This window comes from Streptomyces sp. NPDC048275 (assembly GCF_040652275.1).
Taxonomy (GTDB): Bacteria; Actinomycetota; Actinomycetes; order Streptomycetales; family Streptomycetaceae; genus Streptomyces.
Genome location: NZ_JBEZLR010000008.1, coordinates 135,590 through 161,025, shown reverse-complemented (window position 1 = coordinate 161,025; position 25,436 = coordinate 135,590). Strand labels below are relative to the sequence as shown.

Annotated in this window: 18 protein-coding genes, 1 pseudogene and 1 riboswitch; of the genes and pseudogenes, 8 read left to right on the top strand and 11 right to left on the bottom strand. The window is 69.9% G+C overall.

Features of this window, described 5'->3' with window-relative positions:
* The first annotated feature begins 314 nt into the window (after nucleotides 1-314).
* Together AB0D57_RS08045 and AB0D57_RS08040 are read left to right on the top strand one after the other, a co-directional pair.
* Complete coding sequence (locus tag AB0D57_RS08045) at nucleotides 315-743, top strand: VOC family protein (RefSeq protein ID WP_362068502.1); 429 nt, start codon at nucleotides 315-317, stop codon at nucleotides 741-743.
* A gap of 242 nt (nucleotides 744-985) precedes the next feature.
* Nucleotides 986-3,889 (top strand): AAA family ATPase, encoded by a 2,904-nt coding sequence (locus tag AB0D57_RS08040; protein ID WP_362068499.1) that lies wholly within the window; start codon nucleotides 986-988, stop codon nucleotides 3,887-3,889.
* 716 nt (nucleotides 3,890-4,605) lie between these two features.
* On the opposite strand, the pseudogene AB0D57_RS08035 reads toward AB0D57_RS08040, so the two are convergent.
* From AB0D57_RS08035 to AB0D57_RS08015, 5 genes and pseudogenes are all read right to left on the bottom strand, one after another.
* A pseudogene (locus AB0D57_RS08035) lies at nucleotides 4,606-4,902 on the bottom strand (transposase); the annotation flags it as partial.
* A gap of 67 nt (nucleotides 4,903-4,969) precedes the next feature.
* Nucleotides 4,970-5,962: a hypothetical protein gene (locus AB0D57_RS08030; protein ID WP_362068496.1), complete on the bottom strand. Its 993-nt coding sequence runs from the start codon at nucleotides 5,960-5,962 to the stop codon at nucleotides 4,970-4,972.
* A 7-nt stretch (nucleotides 5,963-5,969) separates the two neighbouring features.
* Nucleotides 5,970-7,607 (bottom strand): hypothetical protein, encoded by a 1,638-nt coding sequence (locus AB0D57_RS08025; RefSeq protein ID WP_362068493.1) that lies wholly within the window; start codon nucleotides 7,605-7,607, stop codon nucleotides 5,970-5,972.
* Complete coding sequence (locus tag AB0D57_RS08020; protein WP_362068490.1) at nucleotides 7,604-10,765, bottom strand: hypothetical protein; 3,162 nt, start codon at nucleotides 10,763-10,765, stop codon at nucleotides 7,604-7,606. The genes AB0D57_RS08025 and AB0D57_RS08020 overlap by 4 nt, the downstream gene beginning before the upstream one ends.
* Nucleotides 10,766-10,772: 7 nt before the next feature.
* Entirely contained in the window at nucleotides 10,773-11,717 is a 945-nt protein-coding gene (locus tag AB0D57_RS08015) for a hypothetical protein (RefSeq protein WP_362068487.1), read from the bottom strand.
* Between the two features lie 267 nt (nucleotides 11,718-11,984).
* Between AB0D57_RS08015 and AB0D57_RS08010 the strand changes: the two genes are divergently transcribed.
* On the top strand, nucleotides 11,985-13,853 hold the full coding sequence (locus AB0D57_RS08010) for an endoglycosylceramidase (protein WP_362068484.1): 1,869 nt from the start codon (nucleotides 11,985-11,987) through the stop codon (nucleotides 13,851-13,853).
* Nucleotides 13,854-13,865: 12 nt separating this feature from the next.
* On the opposite strand, the gene AB0D57_RS08005 is transcribed toward AB0D57_RS08010, so the two are convergent.
* Nucleotides 13,866-15,167: an alpha/beta hydrolase gene (locus AB0D57_RS08005; protein ID WP_362068481.1), complete on the bottom strand. Its 1,302-nt coding sequence runs from the start codon at nucleotides 15,165-15,167 to the stop codon at nucleotides 13,866-13,868.
* A gap of 132 nt (nucleotides 15,168-15,299) precedes the next feature.
* Here AB0D57_RS08005 and AB0D57_RS08000 point away from each other — a divergent pair, with 132 nt between their 5' ends.
* The 3 genes from AB0D57_RS08000 (at nucleotide 15,300) to AB0D57_RS07990 (ending at nucleotide 18,210) form a co-directional block, all read left to right on the top strand.
* On the top strand, nucleotides 15,300-16,427 hold the full coding sequence (locus AB0D57_RS08000; RefSeq protein ID WP_362068478.1) for a sensor histidine kinase: 1,128 nt from the start codon (nucleotides 15,300-15,302) through the stop codon (nucleotides 16,425-16,427).
* Nucleotides 16,424-17,092, top strand: a complete 669-nt coding sequence (locus AB0D57_RS07995) for a response regulator transcription factor (RefSeq protein ID WP_362068475.1) — start codon at nucleotides 16,424-16,426, stop codon at nucleotides 17,090-17,092. Before AB0D57_RS08000 ends, AB0D57_RS07995 begins: the two co-directional genes overlap by 4 nt.
* A gap of 125 nt (nucleotides 17,093-17,217) precedes the next feature.
* Nucleotides 17,218-18,210: a polyprenyl synthetase family protein gene (locus AB0D57_RS07990; RefSeq protein WP_362068529.1), complete on the top strand. Its 993-nt coding sequence runs from the start codon at nucleotides 17,218-17,220 to the stop codon at nucleotides 18,208-18,210.
* Here AB0D57_RS07990 and AB0D57_RS07985 read toward each other — a convergent pair.
* Nucleotides 18,197-18,544, bottom strand: coding sequence for a hypothetical protein (locus AB0D57_RS07985; protein WP_362068472.1), 348 nt, complete (start codon nucleotides 18,542-18,544; stop codon nucleotides 18,197-18,199). The two genes, AB0D57_RS07990 and AB0D57_RS07985, sit on opposite strands and share 14 nt — an antisense overlap.
* Entirely contained in the window at nucleotides 18,541-20,205 is a 1,665-nt protein-coding gene (gene ctaD, locus AB0D57_RS07980) for a cytochrome c oxidase subunit I (protein WP_362068526.1), read from the bottom strand. The genes AB0D57_RS07985 and ctaD overlap by 4 nt, the downstream gene beginning before the upstream one ends.
* A 138-nt stretch (nucleotides 20,206-20,343) precedes the next feature.
* Here ctaD and AB0D57_RS07975 point away from each other — a divergent pair, with 138 nt between their 5' ends.
* Both AB0D57_RS07975 and AB0D57_RS07970 read left to right on the top strand, forming a co-directional pair.
* Entirely contained in the window at nucleotides 20,344-20,892 is a 549-nt protein-coding gene (locus AB0D57_RS07975; RefSeq protein ID WP_362068469.1) for a sigma-70 family RNA polymerase sigma factor, read from the top strand.
* Complete coding sequence (locus AB0D57_RS07970; RefSeq protein WP_362068466.1) at nucleotides 20,885-21,859, top strand: CU044_5270 family protein; 975 nt, start codon at nucleotides 20,885-20,887, stop codon at nucleotides 21,857-21,859. Before AB0D57_RS07975 ends, AB0D57_RS07970 begins: the two co-directional genes overlap by 8 nt.
* On the opposite strand, the gene AB0D57_RS07965 is transcribed toward AB0D57_RS07970, so the two are convergent.
* The 3 genes from AB0D57_RS07965 to AB0D57_RS07955 form a co-directional block, all read right to left on the bottom strand.
* The gene (locus tag AB0D57_RS07965) at nucleotides 21,860-22,708 is read right to left on the bottom strand and encodes a bifunctional 5,10-methylenetetrahydrofolate dehydrogenase/5,10-methenyltetrahydrofolate cyclohydrolase (protein WP_362068463.1); all 849 of its coding nucleotides are present in this window, start codon (nucleotides 22,706-22,708) and stop codon (nucleotides 21,860-21,862) included.
* Between the two features lie 23 nt (nucleotides 22,709-22,731).
* Nucleotides 22,732-22,818: riboswitch (ZMP/ZTP riboswitch) on the bottom strand.
* A 247-nt stretch (nucleotides 22,819-23,065) separates the two neighbouring features.
* Entirely contained in the window at nucleotides 23,066-23,431 is a 366-nt protein-coding gene (locus tag AB0D57_RS07960; RefSeq protein WP_362068460.1) for a nuclear transport factor 2 family protein, read from the bottom strand.
* Nucleotides 23,432-23,634: 203 nt separating this feature from the next.
* Nucleotides 23,635-25,389, bottom strand: coding sequence for an ABC transporter ATP-binding protein (locus tag AB0D57_RS07955; RefSeq protein ID WP_362068457.1), 1,755 nt, complete (start codon nucleotides 25,387-25,389; stop codon nucleotides 23,635-23,637).
* Between the last annotated feature and the right edge of the window lie 47 nt (nucleotides 25,390-25,436).

Here is a 25,436-nt window from a genome sequence, read left to right as displayed (position 1 = left end):
ACCCGGGGGCGCCCCTGGCCCGGCCCCCCCCGGGCCCCCCCGGCTCGACCCGGTGCGCGGCCGGTGCAAGCGTTGCATCCGGCCCGCGCACCGGGCCGGATCGCCACGCCCCCTGCTGCCCTGGCGGCGTGCTCGACGGCGCTGTGTTCGTTGTCTCGGGCGTGCACGGAACAGTGGGCAACCCCTTCGAGGCATCGACATCGGTTCACCCCCTGCGACCGCACGACACAGCAGCGGCTCGCAAGGACCATCCGGTCAACACGCAGATCCCTAGAGGGAGATGAGCAAGAGAGTCCCCCTGTTATGGTGCGCCGATGTCATCGATCAAGCAGTTCCAAGTCACCTTCGACTGCGCAGAACCTGAGCGCGTCGCTCGCTTTTGGTGCGAGGTGTTGGGGTACGTCGTATCGCCGCCACCGGCGGGGTTCGCCTCGTGGGACGATTTCGACCGCTCCCGGTCTCCTGAGGATCAGGGTTCATGGTTCGCATGCAGTGATCCCTCAGGTGCCGGCCCGCGACTGTTCTTTCAGCGCGTTCCCGAAGGCAAGGTCGTCAAGAATCGGGTGCATCTTTGCGTGCGGGTCGGCACCGGGCTCGTGGGTGAAGAGCGCCTGGCCACGCTCGAAGCCGAGTGCGCACGACTGGTCCCGCTCGGCGCGGTACGCGTGCGACTACTGTACGACGGCAACGATTCGTGCATCGTGATGCAGGACATCGAGGGCAACGAGTTCTGTCTCGACTGAGCATCCTCCGAGCCGGCGAGGTGGGGAGCCGTCTCTCTAGGTAGGAAGAGGACCGCCCAGAATGACGCCCTACTCCATGGCACTGCATGTACGCAGTGCCATCAACGTGCACATCGTGTGAGCAGTGTGTTCCCCGCCGACGTGGGGGCGATCCGGCATGGCGGGGCGCCCGTGTTGCATGGTTGTGCGACTTTCGGTCACCAGGCCGCTACCGTGAGTGGTCTGACGGCAGGGGGTGAGCCATGTCGGAGTCCGGGGGGACACCGTTCGTCGGGCGGGGTGGGGAGCGGGCCGCGTTGCGGGAGCGGCTGGTGCGGGTGGGGCGAGGTGATCCGCAGCTGGTTCTTGTCGCCGGGGAGGCGGGCATCGGGAAGACCGCCCTCGTGCGGGATTTCGTACAGGATGGGGGTGGCTGTGGCACGGTGCTGTGGGCCAGCGGCGAGGAGAACGAGCAGTCGCTGACGTACGGGGTTCTCGATCAGCTGCTGGGTGACGGTCAACGGGACGGCGATCCGCTGGCCGCTGGAGCGGTGCTCCTCGACGCACTGGGGCACCACCAGGAGGGAAGTCCGGTGGTGACCGTGGTGGTCGACGACGCGCACTGGGCGGACACCCCGTCGCTGCACGCTCTGACCTTCACGCTGCGGCGGCTGCGGGTGGACCGGGTCCTTGCGGTGGTGGTCGTACGGGAGGAGGCAGATCCTCGGCTGCCGGACGGGCTGCGGCGGCTGTTCGGAGACGACCGGACGCTGCGGCTTCTCCTTGACGGTCTCGCCCCGGCACAGATCAGGGATCTGAGCGGGGCGCTCGGCAGTGGGCCGATGGCGGAGCGGACGGCGTCCCGGCTGCATGCGCACACCGGCGGGAACCCGCTGCATCTACGGGCGCTGCTGCGGCAGTTCCCGGCCGAGGTCCTGGCGTCCTGGGCACCTCTGCCCGTACCGCGCGGGCATGAGCTGCTCGTCGGCGGGCTCCTGGAAGGGTGCGGGGCACAGGCGCGGGGACTGGTGGAGGCCGGGAGTGTTCTCGGGCCGGTGTTCTCGGTGCACGACGCGGCACAGGTGGCGGGTCGGGTAAGGCCAGAGGCGGCACTTCACGAGGCGGTGCGGGCAGGGCTGCTCACCGAGCGGACGGTGGGCGGGAATCCGCAGGCCGGCTTCGCGCACCCGTTGCTGCGGGCCGCCGTGTACCAGCGGCTGGGGCCACGGCTGCGGGCGGCGCTGCATCGGCGAGCCGCCGGACAGGTGTCGGGAAGGGCGGCCGTACTCCATCACCGTGCCTGTGCGGCGACCGGACCGGACAGAGAGCTGACCGATGAACTGGCTGTGTTCGCAGGTGAGTTGTCGCGGCGCGGTGCCTGGGCGGCGGCCTCTGAGCAGTTACGGACCGCGGCGCGGCTCTCGCCGGGCATTGCGGACCGGGAGCGCCGACTGCTCGAGTGCGCGGAGTGTCTGCTGCTCGCCGGGGACGTGGCGCAGGCGCAGGCGATGGAGGAGGAGCTGCGGGAGTTGTCGCGGACCGCGACCCAGAGTTACGTACTGGGCAGGCTCGCGCTGGTCGCGGGGCGGCAGCAGGAGGCGACCCGGCTGCTTTCGGCCGCCTGGTACCGGCGGGCCCCGGACGATCCGCCGCAGATCGCGGCGCGGGCCGCGGAGCAGCTGGCGTGGCTCAGCCTGGTCCAGGGGGACGGCAGGGAGGCGGTGGTTTGGGCGCGGCGCGGTGCGGGCACCGGGACGGCGGGCGGACGAGACGCGCTCGCTCTGGGGCTCGGCCTGTCGGGGCGGCCGGCGGAAGGGCTGCGGTGCACGGCGGCCGCGCACCGTGGCGACGGGCTCGACGGCTTGCTCGCCCACGGGGTGCTCCTGATGTGGAGCGGGGCGCTCGGGGCGGCGCGGCGGGAGCTGGACGCGGCACGGGAGGCGCATCTGCGGGGCGGGCTGCCGGGGCTCGGGCTTCTCGCGCTGGCGTTTCTCGCGGAGGCGGAGTTCCGGGCGGGCGACTGGGACGCGTCGCTGGCCCATGCCGATCAGGCGGTGTCACTGGCGGCCGACACCGATCAGCGGTGGCTGCTCGTCCTGGTGCACGCGATGGCCGCCGGGCCGCTGGCCGGACGGGGTGAGGAGCGTGCCGCGCTGGAGCATGCGACGGCCGCGGGGGAACACGCGGCGCTGCTCGGTGACGCGAGCGACGCGGCGTACGCGGCGATTGCGCTGGCGCAGGTGCGGCAGGCGGCCGGCGACCACGAGGGTGTGGTCGCGGCACTGTCGCCGCTGGCCGCGCCCGGTGTGCGGTACCGGGACAGCGTCGATGAGCCCGGAGTCTTTCCATGGCCGGGGATGCTCGCGGAGGCACTGGCGAGGACCGGCCGAGTGGCGGAGGCGGCCCCTTTGCTCGCCGCGCACGAGAAACTCGCGGTGAGTCGCGGGCATGTGCCCGTGCTTGCCGCGCTGGCACGGGTGCGGGGGACGGTGGAGACGGTGCGCGGGGATTCCGCGGCGGCAGGGCGGGCGTATGCGACGGCGGTGGAGCTGTTGACAGGGGCGGCGGAGGGCCGGAGCGCGGGCGGAGACTCCGCGGCCGGTGCGGGGGATGTGGCCGGTGGCGACGACCCCTCCCTCGGCATGGACGACGTGCCCTCAGGCAGGGACTTCACCTCGCCCACGGCTGACGGAAGCAGTGGTGGCGACTTCGCCCCGGCCATCGGTGCGAGCAACGGCGGCGCGTTCTGGGAGACCGCGCATGCGCACTGGGCGTACGGCGTGTGGTTGCGCCGTATGGGGCGGCGGGCAGCTGCGGTGAGGCAGTTGGAGGCGGCGCGTGTGTTGTTCGCGGGGATGGGGGCGGTGCCGTATCTGGCGCGCTGCGAGGCGGAGTTGGCGGCCTGCGGGAAGCGGGTGGAGGGCAGTTCGGGGCAGCGTTCGGCGGCGGGGCTGACGCCGCAGGAGTTGGCGGCGGCGCGGCTCGCGGCGGCGGGGCTGACGAACCGGCTGATCGCGCGTGAGCTGCTGCTGAGTACGAAGACGGTGGAGTACCACCTCAGTCATGCGTATGTGAAGCTCGGGATCGCCTCGCGGGTGGGCCTTGCGGGCGCACTTGCCCTGGGTGCGGACGGCGGGGACGCCGCTCAGAGGCGGAAGAGTTCGTAGGCGTGGAGCCGGTGGGTCGGCAACCGCGCGTCGTACAGGATGTATGGGTCGGAAGTTCGCCAGGTCGACCTGTTCGCACGGTGTGGCGCGTTCCAGGACGCCGACCATGAGGGCGCGATTCGCGGCCTTTGACCACGAAGAGGCGGTCGGGGAGTTCGAAGAGCCGGCTGGGGTCGAGTGCTTGGGTCTGGCGGGCTGTCCGAGGACGGCGGTGGGCGCGGGTCGAGCTCCGGAGGCGCCGGAGCGGCACGTACGGCAGGGGTTGCCCGGTCCGGGGCTGCTTGCGCTGACGTTCCTGGCCGAGTCGGCGTGCTGGGACGGGGACTGGGAAGCGGCGATGGCGCACGCCGGTCAGGAGGTGTCGCTCGCCGAGGACACCGACCAGCGCTGGTTGCAGGCCTTCGTCCATGCGATGGCGGCCGCGCCGCCGGCCGGCCGGGGCGAGACGCGAGCCGCGCAGACGCACGCGGATGCGGCGCGCGCCCATGCCGCGTTGCTCGGGGATGCCGGCGATCTCGGCTACACGGCGGTCACCCACGCGCGGATCCGGCACACCGCCGCAGATCCCGCGGCCGTGACGGCCACGCTGGTCCCGCTGACCGCGCCCGGTCTCGCGCACCGGGACTCGATCGACGAGCCGGGCATCTTCCTTTGGCCGGGCCTGCTCGCCGAGCCGTTGGCTCGTACCGTCGACGGCCGCCCGGGAGAAGTCCAGGACGTTTCGCGCCGTGGAGCTTGGCGAGGAGGATCTCGTGCAGCCGGGGCCACACCCCGGCCTCGGTCCACTCGGCCAGAACGTCGCCAGCAGGTCATGCCCGACCCGAAGCCGAGTTCCTGCGGCAGGTGTTCCAGGCGATCCCGGTGCGCAGCACGAACAGGATCCCCTGGAACACCAGCCGGTCCGGATACCGCTTGCGGCCCGGATGCCGGGTCCGATGCTCCACCTTCGGCAGCAGCGGCTCGATCACCGCCCACAGCTCGTCATCGACATCCCACGGCTTCGGCCGAGCCACCCCGCACCCCCGGATCAACGGTCGCGAAGTGATCCGAGCACCTCGAAGATCATTTCGTTGGGATTTCTCAGGGCGTCTTCCGCTGCCAGCTGCGGTCCTTCAGGACCCTGGCCAGTGCCTGGCGGATCGGGTCGGTGCCAAGGGCGACGATGATGCGGACGAACTCCTCACCGTGGGCGTCCTTGGCGAGGTAGGCCTTGAAGCCCGATCCGGCCTGGATGCTCACCTTGCTGTACCGGGCGGCGACCTTGTCACCGGGCCGGAGCAGTAGTTTGGAGACCTCCATGGAGCCTGGTTCGGTGCGGCCGTCCGGATGCACGATCGTGTACGTGATCACGGTGCCGGGGATGTGTGCGACCTCCTGGAGCCTGCTGTCGCGGGACGCGATCTGGTCCGGGATCTCGTCGGCGGCGCCACGGGTCTTGCACTCGACGGTGGCGAACAGGTGCTGGTCATCGGCGTTTGCGAACAGCCGGGCGTGGTCGACGTACTTGACGCCGACCTTCTGGTTCGGCGTCTTGATGCGCAGGTCGCGGATGATGAGGGTGCGGTGGAACTCCTTGGTGACCTTGACCGGCTCGAAGAGGCCGTTGACGAAGCCTTTGCCGCCTTTCCGTACGGCCTCGTTGGCGTAGGCGCGGTAGAGCTGTGTGACGGCGCGGATGACGGCGCGTACCTCCTTCAGGTCGACCCCGATGAGCTCGGTGAACTGGCCGATCCAGGCGGAGACGGTGACTTTCTCGCCCTTCAGGAGGCGGGCGGCCTCGATGACCTTCGCCCGGAAGTCCTTGATCTTGGTGTGGCCGAGCTGCCAGGCCTCGGGTACCTCGCGGGCGATCGCGTCGGCGAGGCTGGCGGCGAAGGCGCGGGTGGCGAGCAGGGGGAGCGGGATCAGGCGGCCTTTGACGCCCTTCCGCGCCGGCTTCGGGGCGCCCGGTGCTGCTGCGGACGCCTTGCCCAGCGTCACGTTCGCGCTCTTGAGGACCTTGGAGGTCTGGCCGAGCGCGGCCGTGACGGGATGCGGTGCGGGGCCGGACGGCGACTTCACCTTGGGGGGCATGACCGCCTCACCCGCTGACGGTGTCGAGAGGTGCGAACGCGGTCCGTACGTCGTCCAGGAAGTCGTCGAGTTCGAGGGCGAAGGCGATGATCCTGACGCGGGCCAGGCCCATCCGTACGAGCATGGTGGCGAGCCCTTCGGCGAACATCCGGCGGATCGCGTGGCTGCGCCCGAGCAGTCTGCTGATGTCCCGGAAGGCTTCGGGGTCCTCCTGGGCGAGCCGGAAGAGCTGGTCGCGGGCGTCCTTGTCGGCCTTCCCCATCGCGACGAGCGTGCCGTAGATCCCGTCGACCAGGAGGACGACGATGCTGAGGACGGCGGCAGTGTGCCCGGCGAAGGCGAGGACCGCGGCGAGTGCGGATCCGGCCGCGGCGGTCCCGAAGGGAAAGACCGCCATCAGTTTGATCAGGGCGAGGACGGCGGCGATCCGTCCGACCCAGCCCCAGAAGGTCCGCCAGGCCTCGTCGCTCTTCTCCCGCCGCTCGATCTCCAGGGACAGGGTGTGCAGGTAGCGGGTGAGGACGATCTGCTCCCAGCTGCCTTCGGGGAAGTGTTCCTTGTCCTCGGTGAGTTCGCTGAGGAGGTACGGGTTGGCGAGCACCCGCTGCTCCTTCTCGCCACGACCGAGGACGTACAGGCAGATCTCCTGCTCGAAGCCGCCCTGTTGAAGTTCGAGTGGGGGGACGCGGGGCTGGTCGAGCCGGGCGAGGCGGTCCGTTCCGGCCGGTGCGCCGAGGGAGGCGAGGAGCGTCCTGAGGTCGGCGATCATGCCGTTGAGGCCGAAGGCGACGGCCTTGGCGAGGGCGGGCCGGGCCTTCCACGGGGCGTAGGCCTTGCGGAATTCGCCGGGCAGGGAGTCGAGGAAGAGTGCGGCGGCCGGGAATTCCTTGATGACTTCGGTGAGCAGGCAGCTCATCTTCTCCAGTTGGACGCGCTGCGGAGCGGCGTAGAGCTCGACCCACTGGTCCCAGCCGCTGCCCCTCTCCCCACGGTGCTGGTACGGGGTCTTGCTCTGCCAGTCGGCGACCTGCTGTCCGAGCCGCGAGGCCTCGTCGGCGGCAAGCGCGTACTGGCGGCAGAGCACGACGACGCGGTCGCCCTTCTTCTGGTCCTTGAACTCCGGGCGGGTGACGGCGACTCCGGCGTCCAGGAACTCGTCGCGGTATCCGGCGAGCTCCTCCGCGCCTTTCTCCCAGGAGGCGCGTGGCCGGCCGATCGCGATCCCTTCGACGAGGATCAGCCCGTACGCCACCATCACCGCGATCGTGTCGCGCGTGCCGGCGAAGAACTCCCGCATCGCGGACAGGTTCTTGGGCTGCTGGTCCATGCGGGCTTCGACGACTTCCAGGGCGTCCCAGCCGAAGGCGGCGTACGCGGCAAGCAGGTCCTCGAGCGTCTCGGCCCCGAACCGCACGGTGAATTGGACCGGTTCCCCGAGGAGTTCGACCGTGTAGGAGTCGGATTCGTACCGCTGGGCGTTCTTCTTCGCCAGATACGGCTCCAGGACCTGCTCGGCCCACCAGCCGGTGAGTTCGGTGAGCCGGGTGCTGCTCGCGCTCGGGGGATCCGGGGCGCGGTGGTCCGTGGTGTCGGAGGCCCCGGGCTCCTGCGTCTCCCCCGTGTCCAGCTCGACGAGGACTTTCATGGCCTGTTCTCCGCACTCAGGTCGGGCAGCGGGTCGCCGCTGTGGTCGAGGTGGACCAGGGCCGTCGGCACGGTGTACGACCACGGCTCACCGTCCGCCACGCCGCCGAGCCGGTCGTCGGTCTGCTTGCGGACCTCCTCGTGCAGCGGCAGGAAGAGCGGGTCACCGATGACCGGGGAGGGTCCGCCGTACCAGGGTTCGCGGGTGGCGAGGTAGTGCAGTACGGCGTCCTCGTAGGCGGGGGAGACCGCGACCAGGACGCGCGCCATGCCCGCTCGTACGAAGGCGGTGAAGTCGGGGTCGGCGTCGTCGGAGCGGTTCATCAGCTCGACCCAGCGGGGCATCTCGGCCCAGAAGTACGGATAGAAGAGGTACGAGATCCGGTGCCATTCGAAGGCCTGCTCCAGGAACTGGACGAGCCTGCCCTTGGTGCGGGACACGTCGATGTCGATCGACGGGTACTTGGCGTCCTTGATGGTCTCCACGACGAATCCGGCGACCAGATGGGGTTCGGGTTCGGTGACCGGCTTGATCTCGAAGCGGGTGCGGTCCACATCGGTGGTGCGGGGTTCGATGCCCTTGCCCGTGGTCAGCAGGTCGTCCGTGGTGTCCTTGTCGAACTCGCGGCTGATCAGGGTGAGGCAGTGCTTCTTGATCTCCTCGTCCATGACCTCCTTGTTGGCGGCGCTGGAGGCACCCTGGAGGACCTCGGCGACACTGGTGGCCTTCAACTGGTCGACCCGGTCCTCGTAGGCGGCGACCCTGGAGCGGTGCGCGGCCCGTTCCTGCTCGTTGAGGGCGTCGACGCGTTTCTGCTCGGCAGCGTGCACCACGTCGTACACGGAGTGCTGCCACAGCTGGTGGAGTTCGGTGGAGCGCTCGAGCTGCAGCTCGATCCGCAGGTGGTACTTCCACACCTCGAGCCGGAAGCGGAACTGCAGCGAGGTGTCGTCCGAGGCGAGGACGATCTCCTCGGCGGGCGCGCGGTCCCATATCTCGCCCTGCCAGAACTTCTCCCTCTTCGGGACGTGGAGCAGGAGCCGCTGGTCGAGCAAAAGGGAGAGTTCGTTGGGCTTCGCGTCGGAGGCCTCGTCGTGGAAGTCGATCTCGGCGGAGATCACATGGCGGGTGACGCGGTAGCCCTTCGCGCCTTCGAGGGTGCAGTTGTACGCGAAGAACGGGTGCTTGGGATCCCTCGGAATGTCCTTCCTGGTGAACTCGGTGGCCCGCGTCTCGGCATCCCGCAGCACGTACTTGCGGACCGGTTCGGGATACGGCAGATGGTCCAGGTCGTAGCGGGTGCGCAGCTCGGCGTAACGCACCGCGTCGATGTCGGACCAGCCGAAGCCGAGATCCACCGTGTGTGCCGGAGGTTCCTTGCCGGGCGGCAGCGGCAGGACGAGACCGTCCCCGTGGGCGCGCAGCCGGGACCGTACCCAGAACTCCGCGGGCTGCGGCACCAGGAACTCGAACATCAGGCGCTTGCCGTACGTGAAGACCTGCGCCGTGTACTCCTTGTCGACCCAGCGGTACATCCCGGAGACGTGCTTTTGCCCGGTGACGTTGCTGAAGACCTGGAGGTTCTTCTCCTCGGTCTCGGACTGGCGGGCGGAGGCCCGCTGCGCGACGGTCTGCTCCTGGACACGTTCGACGGCCTTGGAGATGGTTTCGCGGGCGAAGGTGAGGGCCGATTTGGTGGTGTCGTCGGCGGAGCGGCTGTAGCTGAAACCGGCGCCGAGGGAGGCGACGACGGTGCCGCCGTTGTAGCTGAGGTTCGCGTTGGCGGTGACACCGAGGGCGGTCTTGACGACCTGTTCGGCCTCCTGTTTGACCTCGTTGCGCAGCGTGGTCTGGGTGTCCTTGGTGGTCTCGGTGGAGCCGGTGGTGGAAAAGGAGTACGTCTCCTCGGTCTTCTCCAGGCGGCGGTGGACGCGGGTCTTGCGTTCGCCCTTGAGGATGTTGTGGATATGGGAGATCTCGCCGGGACGGTAGGCGGTGAGCCATTGCCGTACGACCTTCAGGTCGCCGACACCGATCGGCCGGATGTCGTTGAACGGCCGGGTGTAGCGGAAGAGCCGGGCGAAGAGCAGGTGGACGACGGGCGAGGCGGACAGGTAGGCAGCCAGTTCGTTGGCGTCGTCGAGGAGCGGGAAGCCGGACAGGACGGCGGTGAGGTCCCAGCCACGCAGGGCGGGATGGAGGTCGGCGAGCGCGGTGAGCAGGGCCCGCTCCCCTGCGGTGGGCCCTGATGCGCCGCGGGCGCGGTGGATGAGCTGGTCGATGGCGAGCGCTTCGAGGAGGTGAAGGATACGCAGGCCGGTGATGAGGTGTTCGAGGCTGAGTGCGGGGTTGAGGCGGCGCAGGATGTAGCAGCGGTACAGGGCGTCGAACAGGCCGCGCTTGGTCTGGCGGTAGCGGCCGGTGTGGGCGCCTTCGGGGGTGAAGACGGCGGTCAGGAGACTGCTGCCGAGGAGCGTCTCGAGCTCACGGACGAGCCTGCTGAGCTGGAACTTCGGGCGGGTGCGCTCGCGTTCGAGGAGGGCGGGGGCCGCGCGGAGGACGGCGGCGAGCGGCAGGTCGGGGATCAGCCAGGGCCGGTCGGGGACGATGTACTGCCTGCCGCCGTGGATGACCCGGCCCAGGTCCTCGATGTCCTCGAAGGGGTACGGGACGAGGTACGGACCGTTGGTCGACATGCCGCCGGGGGCGCAGGGCGGGGCGTATTTCGGTACGGACTCGAGGAGTTCGGAGTAGAGGTCACGGAGGCGTTCGAGCTCGCCGCGGGTGTCGTCCGAGCCGGCGGTCTCTGCGGTGTCGGCATCGGCAGCGGCCTCTACGGAGCCGGTTTCGACGAGACCCGTCTCGCCGGTACGGGCTTCGACGGGGCCCGATCCCTCGGTGGGCCCGGACCCTTCGGTGCCGGCTTCGGCAGGGCAGCAGTACACCGACCGGTAGACGAGCCGGCCGACGCACGACACCGCCTTGGCGGTGTGCAGATCGCACAGGACACGGCGGACGGTGTAGCCCCCGTTCTCGCCGAGGGCGGTGGAAACGAAGGTGTCGTCGTGGACGTACCGCCGGTGCAGGACATCTGGCGGGACGGTGGCGGGCGGGCGGACCACCACGAAGTCGAGTACGGGTTCCTGGCCGCTGGTCATGTGTGCCTCACCGCTCGGGGGACAGCGGCAACGGCGCACGGCTGGCGGTGCCGGTGGCCGGGGCGAGGGCTCCGAGCGCCGCGCCCCACGTGTAAGAGCGGGTGATCAGCGCCGTGAGCTGCTCCTCCGAGCCGTCGTCGGTGAAGTCCAGGACGGCGATGAGGGCTTCGGCTCCCCGCAGGGCGGCGCGCTGGCGGTTGCTGATGGCCTCGCGGGTGAGGACGGGGTGGGCGGTGGGGCCGGTGCCGGCGAGCTGTTTGGTGATCTCCTCGACGAGTTTGTCGGCGTTGGAGTCCGGGAGGTAGGGCCAGTCGGCGACGGGCGGGGTGGAGATGCCGAAAACGGCGCAGATGCCGGGGTTGCGGAGGATCGGGTAGGCGCGGTCGCGGGCGATGGAGGCGAGGGCTTCGCCGGCCGCCCAGTCCAGGGAGTCCCCAGAAAGGCCGGTGAGGTAGTCGCGCAACGGGCGGTGAGAGGTGCGGACACGCTCACGGAGCATGGCCTCGCCGCTGTCGAAGACGCGCTCGGCGTAGGCACTCACGGCGGCGATCAGGTCGGTGGACAGACGCTGGAAGTCGCCCTGTACGGGTGCGGCGTCAGCCTCCTCGGCGGCCGAACGGCCGAAGACGGCCCGGTAGATGGCGTCACGCTGGGCCTGGGAGGGGATCCGCTCGTCGCTGCCGGCTCGGGCGTGCAGCTCGGCGAGGCGGGGCGCGAGGCGCTGTTCGCCGAGGTCGGTGTAGAGCTGGGGGCGGGCGAAGAAGTCGGCGGCCACTTGGTGGGCGCAGCAGACCAGTGAGTCGAGTTGCAGGTAGAAGTAGACGGCGGCGACCTGGCGGGCGTCCCCGACCACCTTGTCGAAGGAGGCGGCGTCGGCCAGGCGGCGATGGGGGGCCACGGAGGCCCGCGGGGCGGGATCGGCCGGGGAAGAGGCCATGCGGGCTGCGTTCATGGAAGGCTCCTTGCCGGTGGACAGGGACCGGTCGGTCCGGTGGCCGGAGCCTAGGGAGAGCGGAGGCGGGGCGCCTCGGGGTGCGGCACGGGGATTTCCCTGGGGTGACCCGGATCCCGCGCGGCAGGGCGGCGTGGCAGGAGTAGCTGCTGAACGTGACACGACGGGTCGGCGCGTAAAGGCAGGGGCCCAAGGGCGCAAAAGCTGAAACTTACTCTGGAGTCAGAGGTGTTGACGCCTCCTGGTGCAGCCGCGACTGTTGTGAACATGTCGAAGTTGCGTGCGCGTCTGCTCGGCGTCCTCGTACTCCTCACCGGTTTCCTCTCGGCGGCGGGCACACAGCCCGCCGCCGCGGACGGACTCCTCGACTCCCTGTGGTTCGACGCACAGGCGGCGGCCACCCTCACGGTCGACGGCGGCCGCTTCACCGACGGCCTCGGCCGCGAGGTCGTCCTGCGCGGCTACAACGTCTCAGGCGAAACGAAGCTGGCGGAGAACAAGGGACTGCCCTTCGCCTCGGTCGCCGACGCCAAGAAGTCCGCGTCGGCCCTGCGCGCCCTCGGCGGGGGCAACTCCGTACGCTTCCTGCTTTCGTGGGCCTACGCCGAACCCGTACGCGGACAGGTCGACACCACCTACCTCGCCGCGGCCACCGACCAGATGCGCGCCTTCCTCGACGTAGGAATCCGCGTGTACCCCGACTTCCACCAGGACCTCTACTCCCGCTACCTCTTCAACACGGGCAGCTGGTACACCGGCGACGGCGCCCCCAAATGGGCCGTGGACGCCGGTAATTACCCCAGCGAGTCCTGCGGGATCTGCATCTTCTGGGGCCAGAACATCACCCAGAACGGGGCCGTGACAAAGGCGTCGTACGACTTCTGGCACAACGCGTACGGCCTCCAGGACGCCTTCCTCACCACCGCCCAGGCCACCATGACCTACGTCAGACAGCACCTCACCACCGCCCAGTTCGCGGGTCTTGTCGGCTTCGACCCGTTCAACGAGCCGCACGCGGGCACCTACTCCTCCGGGCAGACCAGCCGCACGTGGGAACGGGACGTGCTCTGGCCGTTCTATGTGAAGTTCCGGGCCCGGATGGACGCGGCCGGCTGGCAGGACAAGCCCGCCTTCGTCGAACCGAACCTCTTCTGGAACGCCAACATCGACACCCAGAAGCAGGAGGGCGGCCTGCTGGACGCGGGCACACTGGGCCCGCGCTATGTGTTCAACACGCACTTCTACGACCAGAAGGCCATCTCAGGCATCCTGATGTGGGGCAACGCGCAGGACGGCCAGTACGCCACCGACTTCGGGACGGTGCGCGACCGCGCCTCGGCCGCCGGTACGACAGCGATCGTGAGCGAGTTCGGCCATCCGCTGGCGGGAACGGTCGCGGGCAAGGCCCCGACCGTCCTGAAGGCGATGTACCAGGCTCTCGACTCCCGGGTACCGGGCGCGAGTTGGTGGTCCAAGTCGGCGTCCTCCGGCCCGGTGCTCTCCGGCACCCAGTGGCAGTGGGACATCTACAACGGCCGTCACCACGAGCTGATGAACAACAACCCCGACAAGGTCCTGACCTCCGGAGACGCCTGGAACGACGAAGACCTGTCCGCCGTACGCCTCGACGACTCCGGTACGGCCGTACTGCGCCAGGACGCCCGCCTCCTGGACCGCGTCTACCCGAGCGCGACCTCGGGCAGCACCGTCGCCTTCACCTACGAGGACCGCTCCCGTGACGGCTCCACCACTCTGACCTGGAACCCGGTTCCGTCGTCCCTGCCGCGCGTCTCCCAGCTCGTCGGATCGGGCCAGTACAGCCTGCTGCTCTGGCGCTCCGACGGCACCAGCGCGCCCACCGAACTCCATCTGCCGGCGTCCTTCCCGACCTCGGCCACGACCGTGGTGTCCGACCTCGGGACCACGTTCTCCCCGCCCGCCTACACCACGACCACACCGATCGCCGTGGCCCCCGAGCCGGGCGGCACCGGCAGCCGCCGCCTCCTGCTCACCGCACCGGACTCGGGAACCCTGCACTACGCGCTGGTCACGAACGGGGCGAGCGCTCCGTCCGCCGAACTGCTGAGCGCGGCCCGGTCCGAACTGACCTCGTGGGCCGCGACGGCGGCCGACTAGGCCGCCCTGTCGTCACCGCTGACGGTCGCTCTCCGTCCGGTCCGGAGCTCGACCGTCCTGTTCGGTGTCGAGGAATCCCGTGACAGCCCTGCGGTAGAGCTCGGGCTGCTCGGCGTCGATGATGTGACCGGCGTCGGCGATGGTGCGGAGCGTGGAGTTCGGCAGTACCTCGTCGTACTCCCGGGCGATGCCGGGGTTCTTGTAGTCGCAGGCCCCGCGCAGGACCAGGACCGGGACCCGCGTGCGGCGCAGGGCGGGGCGCGGGTCGGGGACCGTGAGCTGGTCCTCAGTGGTGAACTGGTTGGAGTAGAAGCCGGGCAGCGAGGCTGGGAGGTTCTTCAGCGGGCGCTCGGGATGACAGGTCGCGGCCGGGGCGGCGATGGCCAGGAGCTTGGCGAAGACCGGGTCGAACTCGGAGTCGGGCACCAGCGCGTGGGCGGCCTTCGGATTCGCGTCCATCAGCAGCGACCAGGCCGCCAGCCGCGGGCTCGCCTCGAGCGCGTCGATCCGGCGCTCCTGCGCCGGCGTGAGCCGGTCCCAGATGTCGCCCTCGTCGCGGCCCTGCCAGGCGGGGGCCCACAGCACACCGGGCGAGGTGAGCACCATCCGGGCCACCCGGCCGGGGTGGGCGGCCAGATACTCGGCCGCCAGCGTCGCGCCCCAGGACGCGCCGAGGAGTACAACACGGTCGGCGCCGATCCGTCGGCGTACGGCTTCCAGGTCGGCGACCTGCCGGGCCACCGTGTACCCGGTGGGATCGGCCAGCCGGTTCGAGCGGCCGGAACCGAGCTGGTCGTAGGAGTACACGTCGTAGCCGCGCGCGGCGAGGGCGCGCTCGACCGGATCGGGCCCGTCACCGGGCGTGCCGGGGCCGCCGTGCAGCACGATCACCGGCGTGGCACGCGGTGTGCCGTGTGCGCGCTGGAGGCTGTAGGCCAGGCGCGAGCCCGTCGGGAGGTTCCAGTACCCGGTCGGTCGGGAGTGCGGCTGCGGGACGGTTTCGTCAACGGGCTGAAAGACCGTCAAGAAGGCTGCCGACGAGGCGAGAAGTGTCACGACGGCGGTCACCAGCACGGTGACACTCCGGCGGCGCACCCCCGCGTACACCGGCAGCGCGCAGCCCACGATCAGTGCCGCCAGCGCGGCCGCGACGAGCAGCGGGATGCGGTCGGTGACCGTGGCGGTGGCGAGGAAGGCCGCGATGGCCGAAACCGGTCCCAGTGCGATGCCGAGCGGGGTCAGGAGGATCGCGCGCAGCAGGTGCCGCCCGGGAGCCACCTGTTCGGTCGTGGAGGGGAGCTGAGTTGTCGCCATACGGCGATGCTCGGCTCCGAGCGGTGGTCGCGGCGTCCGCCGGGGCGGGTGGACCGATCCCCGTCCGGGTGGACTCGATGTCCACCGTCAGGGGGACGGCCACGGACGGCCGTGCCCCGTAGCGTGACACCCGTGGGGGACGGACCTGTGGTGGAGATACGTACGAGATGGCGGCCCGACCGCGGTGTCGAGCGCGGCCCGTTGTGGGTGCTGCTCGACGTGGTGGTCGCGTACCTCTCGGCGGCCATCGCCGTCGGGCCGTCCGATCACACCGCCTCGGTGTGGAGCGGCTCCGTCGTCGAACGCGGTTCGGCGGTGGTGTGGTTCATGGCCATTGCCGGGCGCCGGTACGCCCCCGGCTGCGCCCTGTGGGCCGGCGCCGCGGCCACCGTCGCGGCGAGCGCCTCGGGCGCCCCGATCACCAACGTCTCACTGGCCACCGCCCTCGCGCTTACTTCGGTCGTGCAGAGCCGCCCACCCCGACGCGCCCTGGAAATAGCCGCGTTGCCGCTGGTGGCGGTGGCGGCGGTGCTGGTCGGCGAGTCGGACGCCTTCGTCCCGGCGGTCGCCCTGCACACCATGGCGTGGCTCGTCGGCCGCGCCGGACGCTCGCGCCGGGAGACGGAGGAGGCGCTGCGCGCCCGCGACAGCGAGCGGGCCGTGGCCGCCGAACGGACGTGGATGGCAAGGGAGTTGCACGACGCGGTCGGTCACGCGGTGACCGTGATGGTGACCCACGCCGGAGCGGCCCGTCTCACCCTCGGCGACGACCGGTCGCCGGTACGGGAGGCGCTGTCCCGGATCGAGGAGGTCGGCCGGGGTGCCATGACCGACCTCGACAGGGTGCTGGGGCTGCTCACCGACACCTACAACTGCGAGGCAGCCCTGCGCGCTCTGGTCGCCCAGTTGCCCCCGGGGGTGACGGCCGAGCTGCGGCTGCCGGCCCCGGCCGTGCTGGGGGACCTGGCTCCGGCCGTCGCGGAGGCGGTGCGGCGGGTGGTCCAGGAGTCGTTGACCAATGTCGTACGGCATGCGCGGCCGGCTCACGCGGTGGTGCGGGTCGAAGTCGTCGCTGGTGACGTACGGGTGACCGTGACCGACGACGGTACGGGCACCGAGCCCGCGCCGTTTTCCGGCGGGCGTGGCCTGACCGGCATGCGGGAGCGCGTCGGCCGCCTCGGCGGGACCCTCGAGGCCGGTCCCGCCGAGGACGGCGGCTGGTGTGTGAGAGCCCTCATTCCCCTGAAGGAGCTGGTGTGATCCGCGTTCTGCTGGCCGACGACGAAGACCTCATGCGGGCCGGGCTGCGGATGATGCTGGGTACCCAGCCCGACACCACGGTGGTCGGCGAGGCGACCGACGGGCGGGAGGCGGTGCGGCTGGCGGGCGCCACCGCACCCGACGTCGTCCTCATGGACATCCGTATGCCGCTCCTGGACGGAGTCTCCGCCACCCGGGCCATCGTCGACGCGTCGGTGAACGGCATGCCCAAGGTGCTGGTCCTGACGACGTTCGAGCTGGACGAGTACGTCTTCGCGGCCGTCCGCGCGGGCGCCGGCGGCTTTCTGCTCAAGCGCAGCGCGCCCGAGACCCTGATCGAGGGCATCCGCACCCTCGCCGCGGGCGAGGCCCTGCTCGGCCCCTCGGTCACCCGCCGCCTGCTCGCCGAGTTCGCCCGCACCACGCCCGCCGCACCCCCACCCGAGGTCACTCGCCGTCTGTCCCGTCTGACCGACCGCGAACGCGAGGTGCTGCTCCTGCTGGGCCGCGGACTGTCGAACGCGGAGATCGCCGCCCGACTCCACGTCGGCGAAGCCACCGTGAAGACCCACGTGGGCCGTGTCCTCGACAAGCTGAGCCTGCGCGACCGTGTGCACGCGGTCGTGTTCGCCTTCGACCACGGTCTGGTGCGGCCAGGAGGGTAGTCGTCGGGAATCGCCACCGCCACTGGCCAGCCCTGGCCGAAAGTCGCTCTGGCTGCCCGGCATCCGGAGTGATCGAATCGGTGCTCGATCCAATCTCGGTGGTGGGGAGTCGGCACGTGCGTTCCATGTCGTACCTGGATCTACATCGGCAGTTCTCGGCGGCCATCGACGCGGAGATGCGGGCCACGCTCGAGGGACTCACCCCGGAGGCCGACGCGGTGCGGGACGCGGTCGCGGAACTTGTGCGGAATCGGGAGTTCAAGTACCCCCTGTCCGTGCTGCCGATGATTGTGCACGCCGTCGAGACCGGCGCGCCCGAACCCGCTGTTCCGCTGGCTGTCGTGCATGAGCTGTGGTGGACTTCCGCGTGCTATCTCGACGACCTGGCCGACGGACAGGGCGCCTTCCTCGCCGGTGAACTCAGCGAGAGCGAGGCACTGCTCGCGACGTTCGTCAGTGGAATTCCCCTCCCACATCTCGTCGTTCAGTCGCCGCGCATTCCGGCATCGGCGTGCCGCGCCCTGTCGGACGAGATCACGCGGTGCTGGATCGTCGCGACCCAGGGGCAGCTGAGAGACCTTCGCGGAGATACGCGCGCCGCCACGCGAGACTCGGTGACCACGGCGTACAGAGGAAAGTCCGGAGCCCCCTTCAGCATGGTCACGGCGATGGCAGCACAACTGGCGGGCGTCGAGAAGGAGAGGGTGGAGCTCTGGCGCGAGTTCGGCAATGTCTTCGGCATCCTGTGGCAGATATTCAACGACCAGGAAGACATCCTGTCCGGCCGTGACGAAGACCTCCTGAACGGCACGGCGACGTATCTCCTGGCCTGCGCCCTTGAGGAGCCGGAGCCCCATTCCACGGAACGTGTCCTGGGGCTGAGCGCCGCCGCGAGGAGCTCCTCGCACGCCCGGGCGGAACTCACCGACATACTTCTCTCGCCCGTGGTTCTTCGTCGGTACGAGGACGACATCAACGAGTTCCGGGCCGCATGCCACCGCATTCTGGATGAACTGGGCGGCGACGAAACCTACGTGTCCGTCCTGCGACACCTGGTGGACGAGTCGTCCAGGATGCTGCTGCGCGCCGAACTCGCCCCAAGGGTCAACGTCGGCTGACCGCAAAGAGCGTCACCAGGGTGAGGGCCAGGACGAGCAGGAACCCGGTGCACAGATGTCGCCGCAGCGCCCGGTACGTCGCCTCGTATTCGGCCCGCAGTTCCCGGCTGCGCCGTGCCGTCCGCTCCCAGGAACGGCGGGTGAGTGCCAGGTAGTCCTCCGTATAGAGTTCCTCCACCTCGACCCGCTGGGTCTCCGTCAGCCAGGCCAGGGAGTGGGCGAAACGAGCGGCCTCGGCCCGCCCCTCGGCGCGCGCGGCCTCGATGAGCAGATGGCCTTCCAGTTCGTTGATGAGTGACCGCGGGTCCAGTGGGCGGTCGTCCATGGCCGTCATCGCAGTTCCTTCCTGGACATCTCCAACTGCGCTTCCGCGGCGACGATTTCGGGGTGGTGCAGGTCGAAGGCGGGCGATTCGCTGCGGATGCGCGGCAGGGCGAGGAAGTTGTGGCGCGGCGGCGGGCACGACGTCGCCCATTCCAGCGAGCGGCCGTAACCCCAGGGGTCGTCGACCTCGATCTTCTTCCCGTATGTGGCGGTCTTCCAGATGTTGTAGAAGAACGGCAGAAGCGAACCGCCGAGGAGGAAGGAGAAGACGGTCGACACGGTATTGAGGGTGGTGAGGCCTTCCACCGCCAGATAGTCGGGGATGCGACGCTGCATGCCGTTCGCGCCCAGCCAGTGCTGGACGAGGAAGGTGCCGTGGAAGCCGATGAACAGCGTCCAGAAGGTGATCTTTCCGAGGCGCTCGTCGAGCATTTTGCCGGTGAACTTCGGCCACCAGAAGTGGAATCCGGAGAACATCGCGAACACGACCGTCCCGAAGATCACGTAATGGAAGTGCGCCACCACGAAGTAGGTGTCCGAGACGGGGAAGTCCATCGGCGGCGAGGCGAGTATCACGCCGGTCAGACCGCCGAAGACGAAGGTGACCAGGAATCCGGTGGCCCACAGCATCGGAGTCTCGAAGCTCAGTGAGCCCTTCCACATCGTGCCGATCCAGTTGAAGAACTTCACCCCTGTCGGCACCGCGATCAGGAACGTCATGAAGGAGAAGAACGGGAGCAGTACACCGCCCGTGACATACATGTGGTGCGCCCACACGGTCACGGACAGCCCCGCGATCGCGATCGTCGCGCCGATCAGGCCCATGTAACCGAACATGGGCTTGCGCGAGAAGACCGGGATCACCTCACTGATGATTCCGAAGAACGGCAGCGCGATGATGTACACCTCCGGATGGCCGAAGAACCAGAAGAGGTGTTGCCAGAGCAATGCTCCGCCATTTGCGGCGTCGAAGACATGGGCACCGAATTTACGGTCCGCCTCCAGCGCGAACAGCGCGGCGGCCAGCACCGGGAACGCCAGCAGCGCCAGCACCGCGGTCAGCAGCACGTTCCACACGAAGATCGGCATGCGGAACATCGTCATCCCGGGGGCGCGCATACAGATGATGGTGGTGATGAAGTTGACCGCGCCGAGGATCGTGCCGAAGCCGGAGAGGGCCAGCCCCATGATCCACATATCGGCGCCGACACCTGGTGAGTGAACCGCGTCCGACAGCGGGCTGTAGGCGAACCAGCCGAAATCGGCTGCGCCTTGCGGGGTCAGGAACCCGCCGACGGCAATCAGTGAGCCGAAGAGATAGAGCCAGTAGGCGAACATGTTCAGCCGGGGGAACGCCACGTCGGGCGCGCCGATCTGCAACGGCATGATCCAGTTGGCGAAACCGGCGAACAGCGGTGTCGCGAACATCAGCAGCATGATCGTGCCGTGCATCGTGAACGCCTGGTTGAACTGCTCGTTCGACATGATCTGCAGACCCGGCCGGGCCAGTTCGGCACGCATGAACAGCGCCATGACCCCACCGACGCAGAAGAACGCGAACGACGTGACCAGATACAGCGTGCCGATCGTCTTGTGGTCGGTGGTGGTCAGCCACTTCACCGTGGCGAATCCAGGACGCCGCGCACGCACTTCAAGGGGTACGGGCGGCATCGTCACAGAGGTGCTTTCCATGACCCGCCTGTGTCCGGCGCCGGGCCCGCCGTCACACTGGAGCGAAGCGACGAGCGTCACATCGACAGGTGTATCGGCAGGTGTGACGATCGCGGATCTGCCGGACACCTACGGATCATGAGCGACGACGAGACCTTCGCCGCTGCCTATCGCACGCACTACTGGGCGGTCAGCCGCTACGTTGCGCGGCGACTGGACGGCCGGAGCAGCGACGTGGAGGAGGTGGTGGCTGACGTCTTCACCGTCGCCTGGCGGCGCCGGTCCGACCTCCCGCCGTCCCCGCTCCCTTGGCTGTACGGGGTGGCACGGCTCTGTCTGGCCAACGCCGTACGCGGCTACGGGCGCCGCCGCAGGCTCGTCGACCGGCTCGGCAACGACGAGAGTGCGCACGGCAGACAGGTCGTCGACAGCCCCGACTCCGCGTCGCCGGGCGACTGGGTGCATGAGGCTCTGGCCCGGCTCTCCCCGGCCGACCAGGAGGTACTGCGCCTCACGGCCTGGGAGGAACTCGGCGTCGACGAGGTCGCCGTCGCCCTCGGCTGCGGCAGCCGCGCCGCGGCGATGCGCCTGCACCGAGCGCGCCGCAGGCTCAAGGCCGAGATCGACCGTATGCAGATCACCGTGGGCAGCGGGACGCACCACCCGAAGGAGCACGGCCATGGCTGACGAACTCGAACTCCTGCGCCGCGCCAACCCGGTGCCGTCCGACGACCACCGCTTCCAGGACCGTCCGCTGGACCAGCACGCGGAGCGCCGCCTCAACCAACTGCTGCACCGTGGGCGTTCCCGCCATCTGCGCCGCTGGACCTGGACCCTCGGGACCGCGGCGGCCGTCGGCGTGATCGTCCTCACCCTCATGCTGTCGGGATCGACCACCACCCCCGCCGTGGCCGCACCCCGCCCGCTGCTCATCGAGGCCGGCTCCACCCCCGTACCCCTGGACCGTCTCGCCGACCGGGCGGCGGCATCCGACAACGTGCCGCGGTTGCGCCAGGGCACCCATGTCCAGACCTGGAGCCTGAGCCTGACCTCGGGGCCAGGAGCCCGGCCGCCGATCACCCTCCCCGAGGAACGCGTGGTCCGCTGGGAGGCCGACGGCAGCCACACGGAACTCGTCGTGGCGACCGACCCGCGCCGTCCGGGCAGGCCGGTCATCACCGACGCCGACCCCGTCCCGCGCACGGTCGAGGACGGCCATGTCCTCAGCAGGCTGACATATCCGCCGAGTTGGAGCGACGCCCCACCGCAGGCACAACCGCCGCACGACGCCAAGCGGCTGCGCGCCTACCTCGAGGAGATCGACCCCGTCGAAACGCTGAACACCTCCCGACTCCTGGACGCCGCAGCTCAGTTGCTGGACAACTGGACCCTCGGTCCCCGCGAGAACGCCGCGCTGGCCCGCATCCTCGCCGACGCGCAGGGACTGCGCCCGGCCGGAGCCGTCACCGACCGGCTGGGCCGCCAGGGGCAGGCGTACGTGTACGACGACAAGGCCCACTTCCAGCGCCGGATGCTGATCCTGGATCCGGCGACCGGCGCCGTACTCGGCCTCGAGGACACCGTCACGAAAGACGATCCCGAGTACGGCCTCAAGGCCGGCGACGTGATGTCGTACCGCGCGTGGATGCGCTGATCAGGCCCCGGCCTGGCGCTCGGCCCCGGTCACCGTCTGCTCCAGCAGGACCGCGATCGTCATCGGGCCGACACCACCCGGCACCGGCGTGATCAGTCCGGCCCGCTCGCGGGCGGTGTCGAAGTCGACGTCACCGACGTTCCCCGCGTTGTAGCCCGCGTCGATCACGACGGCTCCCGGCTTGATGTCCGCACCGCGGATCAGCCGGGGCCGTCCCACCGCGGCCACCACGATGTCCGCCTCGCGGACGACCGAGGACAGATCGGTCGTCCGCGAGTGGCAGTACGTCACCGTCGCGTCGCGGCCGAGCAGCAGCATGCCGACCGGCTTGCCGAGAATCGCGCTGCGCCCCACCACGACGGCGCGCTTGCCCGCCGGGTCCACGTCGTACTCGTCGAGCAGCCGCATGATGCCGCCGGGAGTGCAGGACACGAAGCCCGGCAGCCCGAAGCTCATCGCCGAGTACGAGCTCAGCGTCACCCCGTCCACGTCCTTCTCCGGCGCGATGGCCTCGAACGCCGCCCGCTCGTCGATGTGCGGCCCGACCGGGTGCTGCAGCAGGATGCCGTGCACGGTGGGGTCGCCGGACAGCGCCGTCAGCGTCTCGACCAGCGCGGCCGTCGTGGTGTCGGCGGGCAGGGCCACGTGCCGCGACTCGATACCGGCCTTGCGGCTGCGGTTCTGCTTCATCCGGACGTAGGTGACCGAGGCGGGATCCTCGCCGACCAGCACCGTCGCGAGACACGGCGCCACCCCTGTGCGCCCGGTGAGATCCGCCGCACGCTTGGCGGTCTCCTCGACGATGCGGCGCGCGAGACCCGCGCCGTCCATGAGCTGGGCCTGGGACATGGGCTACTCCTGAGCGTCGTTGACACAATCGCCCAGGCGCGCGGCAAAGACCCTTTCGTCGGACCGCTCCCCGGTGGTACTCCACCTCAGCGCCAGTCACGGCCCGCGACCAGAGTATCTCGTACGATCAACGGCTCAGGCGTCGGAAGCGCCGCGTTCGAACGGCACGTGGTGTCGGAGGATGACGGTGAGAACGCGCTGCTCTGAGTGCCGACCGCACAAGAGAGAGGGAGACGAGCCTGCCCGCCGCGGAAACCGGTCGTGGCCGCCGGGCCCGGCGCGACCGCCCCATCGCGGCCTTCGCCGAGAAGGTCCAGGTCAGACGAGACGTGATCTGGACCTTCGGCCAGTTCCTCTCTACTCGTCCCATGCCTGGAGCAACGTATGGTCGACGATCTTGCCGTCGCGCAGCGAGACCATCGAGCTGGCCAGCACCCGCACGCCGTCGGGATACTCGCAGGACTCGGTGAAAGCGACGTGGTTGCCCTCGATGACACACTGTTCCAGTTTGTGTGTCATGTCCCGGCTGTAGACCTCGTTGAGCATGTCGGCGATCTCGCCGCGACCGTGTTTGACCATCGGATGGCTCGGCTGGGTGTTGCGGTCGACGATGCGCATCTCCGCGTCGTCCGCGTAGAGCGACAGCAGAGCTGCCGCACTGTGTCCTTCAATGCCCCGGCGAAGCGCTTCGGTGTCGAAGGCGGGGCCTAGCGCGGTGCCCATGATGACCTCCTCGGAAGGCCGCGGCCCGCTAAGGAGCGGGCCGCGAAGGGCCTCTCCTTCGAGACTCCTCCCGCGCAGGGCCCGCGGCAAGCGCAGCCGGCACGACGCGCCTCTCGGGTGAGGAGCGTGGCCGGGGCCGGTGCTGACAGCACGGTCGCGCTTCGTGTGGTGGACGGGCCTCCACCACACGAAGTCACCGGTCGTCAGCCGGCGGTGGCGAGGAACTGCGTGGCGGCCAGTTCCGCGTAGAGCGGGTCCCCGGCCACGAGTTCCCGGTGGGTGCCCACGGCGCGTACCCGGCCCGCGTCCATGACGACGATGCGGTCGGCCATGGTGACGGTGGACAGCCGGTGCGCGACGACGAGGACCGTGGTCGTACGGGCCACATCGGCGACCGTGTCGCGCAGCGCGGCCTCGTTGACCGCGTCGAGCTGCGACGTCGCCTCGTCCAGGAGCAGCAGCCGCGGACGGCGCAGCAGGGCGCGGGCGATCGCGACGCGCTGGCGCTCACCGCCGGACAGCTTGGTGCCGCGATGTCCGACCAGCGTGTCGAGACCGCGCGGCAGCCGCGCGACCAGTCCGTCGAGCCGCGTCGTCTTCAGCACGTGGGTGATGTCGGTGTCGTCGGCCTCCGGGTTGCCGAGCAGCAGATTGTCGCGCAGGGAACCCGACAGGACCGGGGCGTCCTGCTCCACATAGCCGATGGACGACCGGAGCCGGGGCAGATCCCAGTCCTCCAGCGGACGCCCGTCGAGTGTGATGACGCCCGCTTCGGGCTCGTAGAACCGCTCGATCAGCGAGAAGACGGTGGTCTTGCCCGCCCCGGAGGGACCGACGAACGCGGTCATGCCGCGGGCCGGGACGGCGAAGGTCACACCGTGATGGACGTACGCCAGATCGTCGGCGTACCGGAAGCGGACGTCGTCGAAGGTGAGCGCCGCCGGTTCGGCGCCCGGCGTGGGCAACGGCGCGGGCAGGGCGGCCGGTTCCGCGGGCAGCCGCAGCGCCTCCTGGATGCGGGCGAGCGCCGCGGCGCCGGTCTGGTACTGCGTGATCGCGCCGACGACCTGCTGGATGGGCGACATCAGATAGAAGACGTAGAGAAGGAAGGCGACCAGCGTGCCCACGTCGATGGCGCCGGTAGCGACCCGCGCGCCGCCCACCGCGAGGACCGTGATGAAGGCGATCTGCATCGCCAGACCGGCCGTATTGCCCGCGGCCGCCGACCACTTGGCGGCCCGCACGCTCTGCCGCCAGGACTCCTCGGCCGCGGCGTGGATGGTCTGCTCCTCGCGGTGCTCGGCACCGGACGCCTTGATCGTGCGCAGGGCGCCGAGGATCCGCTCCAGCGAGGCGCCCATCACGCCGACGGCGTCCTGCGCCCGCTTGCTGGCCCGGTTGATACGCGGGACGATCACGCCGAGCACCGTACCCGCGCACAGGATCACTCCCAGGGTGACGCCGAGCAGCACCACGTCGACCAGGCCCATCATCACCACCGTCGCGGCGAGCGTGAGGCCGCCGGTGCCGAGGCCCACCAGCGAGTCGGTCGTGACCTCGCGCAGCAGTGTCGTGTCGGAGGTGATGCGGGCCATCAGGTCGCCCGGCTCGCTGCGGTCCACCGCCGGTATGCGCAGCCGCAGCAGATACGACGACAGGGCACGCCGCGCACCGAGCACCACCGACTCGGCGGTGCGCCGCAGCACGTACGAACCGAGCGCCCCCACCGCCGCGTTGGTGACGACCAGCGCCGCCATGCCGAGCAGCGCCCGCCCGATGGGCCGGTCGTGCGACAGGTCGTCGATGAGCCCCCGCGCCACGAGCGGCAGCACCAGGCCGGTGGCGCCGGTCGTCAGGGCCAGCAAGGCGCCCACCAGCAGCGCCCATCGATGCGGTCGTACATAGCCGAGAAGCAGCCGCCAGGCGGGCGGTCCGGCTTGCTTACCTGCGATGCTCACGGCGCTCCTAGAGGGAATGGACGCGGAACGCTCAGGCTACGTCGGCG

Bases quoted from the DNA above. Each gene is read 5' to 3' on its own strand.
- AB0D57_RS08045 (WP_362068502.1), top strand. From the start codon at position 315: ATGTCATCGATCAAGCAGTTCCAAGTCACCTTCGACTGCGCAGAACCT.
- AB0D57_RS08040 (WP_362068499.1), top strand. From the start codon at position 986: ATGTCGGAGTCCGGGGGGACACCGTTCGTCGGGCGGGGTGGGGAGCGG.
- AB0D57_RS08030 (WP_362068496.1), bottom strand. From the start codon at position 5,962: ATGCCCCCCAAGGTGAAGTCGCCGTCCGGCCCCGCACCGCATCCCGTC.
- AB0D57_RS08025 (WP_362068493.1), bottom strand. From the start codon at position 7,607: ATGAAAGTCCTCGTCGAGCTGGACACGGGGGAGACGCAGGAGCCCGGG.
- AB0D57_RS08020 (WP_362068490.1), bottom strand. From the start codon at position 10,765: ATGACCAGCGGCCAGGAACCCGTACTCGACTTCGTGGTGGTCCGCCCG.
- AB0D57_RS08015 (WP_362068487.1), bottom strand. From the start codon at position 11,717: ATGAACGCAGCCCGCATGGCCTCTTCCCCGGCCGATCCCGCCCCGCGG.
- AB0D57_RS08010 (WP_362068484.1), top strand. From the start codon at position 11,985: ATGTCGAAGTTGCGTGCGCGTCTGCTCGGCGTCCTCGTACTCCTCACC.
- AB0D57_RS08005 (WP_362068481.1), bottom strand. From the start codon at position 15,167: ATGGCGACAACTCAGCTCCCCTCCACGACCGAACAGGTGGCTCCCGGG.
- AB0D57_RS07990 (WP_362068529.1), top strand. From the start codon at position 17,218: ATGTCGTACCTGGATCTACATCGGCAGTTCTCGGCGGCCATCGACGCG.
- AB0D57_RS07985 (WP_362068472.1), bottom strand. From the start codon at position 18,544: ATGACGGCCATGGACGACCGCCCACTGGACCCGCGGTCACTCATCAAC.
- ctaD (WP_362068526.1), bottom strand. From the start codon at position 20,205: ATGCCGCCCGTACCCCTTGAAGTGCGTGCGCGGCGTCCTGGATTCGCC.
- AB0D57_RS07975 (WP_362068469.1), top strand. From the start codon at position 20,344: ATGAGCGACGACGAGACCTTCGCCGCTGCCTATCGCACGCACTACTGG.
- AB0D57_RS07970 (WP_362068466.1), top strand. From the start codon at position 20,885: ATGGCTGACGAACTCGAACTCCTGCGCCGCGCCAACCCGGTGCCGTCC.
- AB0D57_RS07965 (WP_362068463.1), bottom strand. From the start codon at position 22,708: ATGTCCCAGGCCCAGCTCATGGACGGCGCGGGTCTCGCGCGCCGCATC.
- AB0D57_RS07960 (WP_362068460.1), bottom strand. From the start codon at position 23,431: ATGGGCACCGCGCTAGGCCCCGCCTTCGACACCGAAGCGCTTCGCCGG.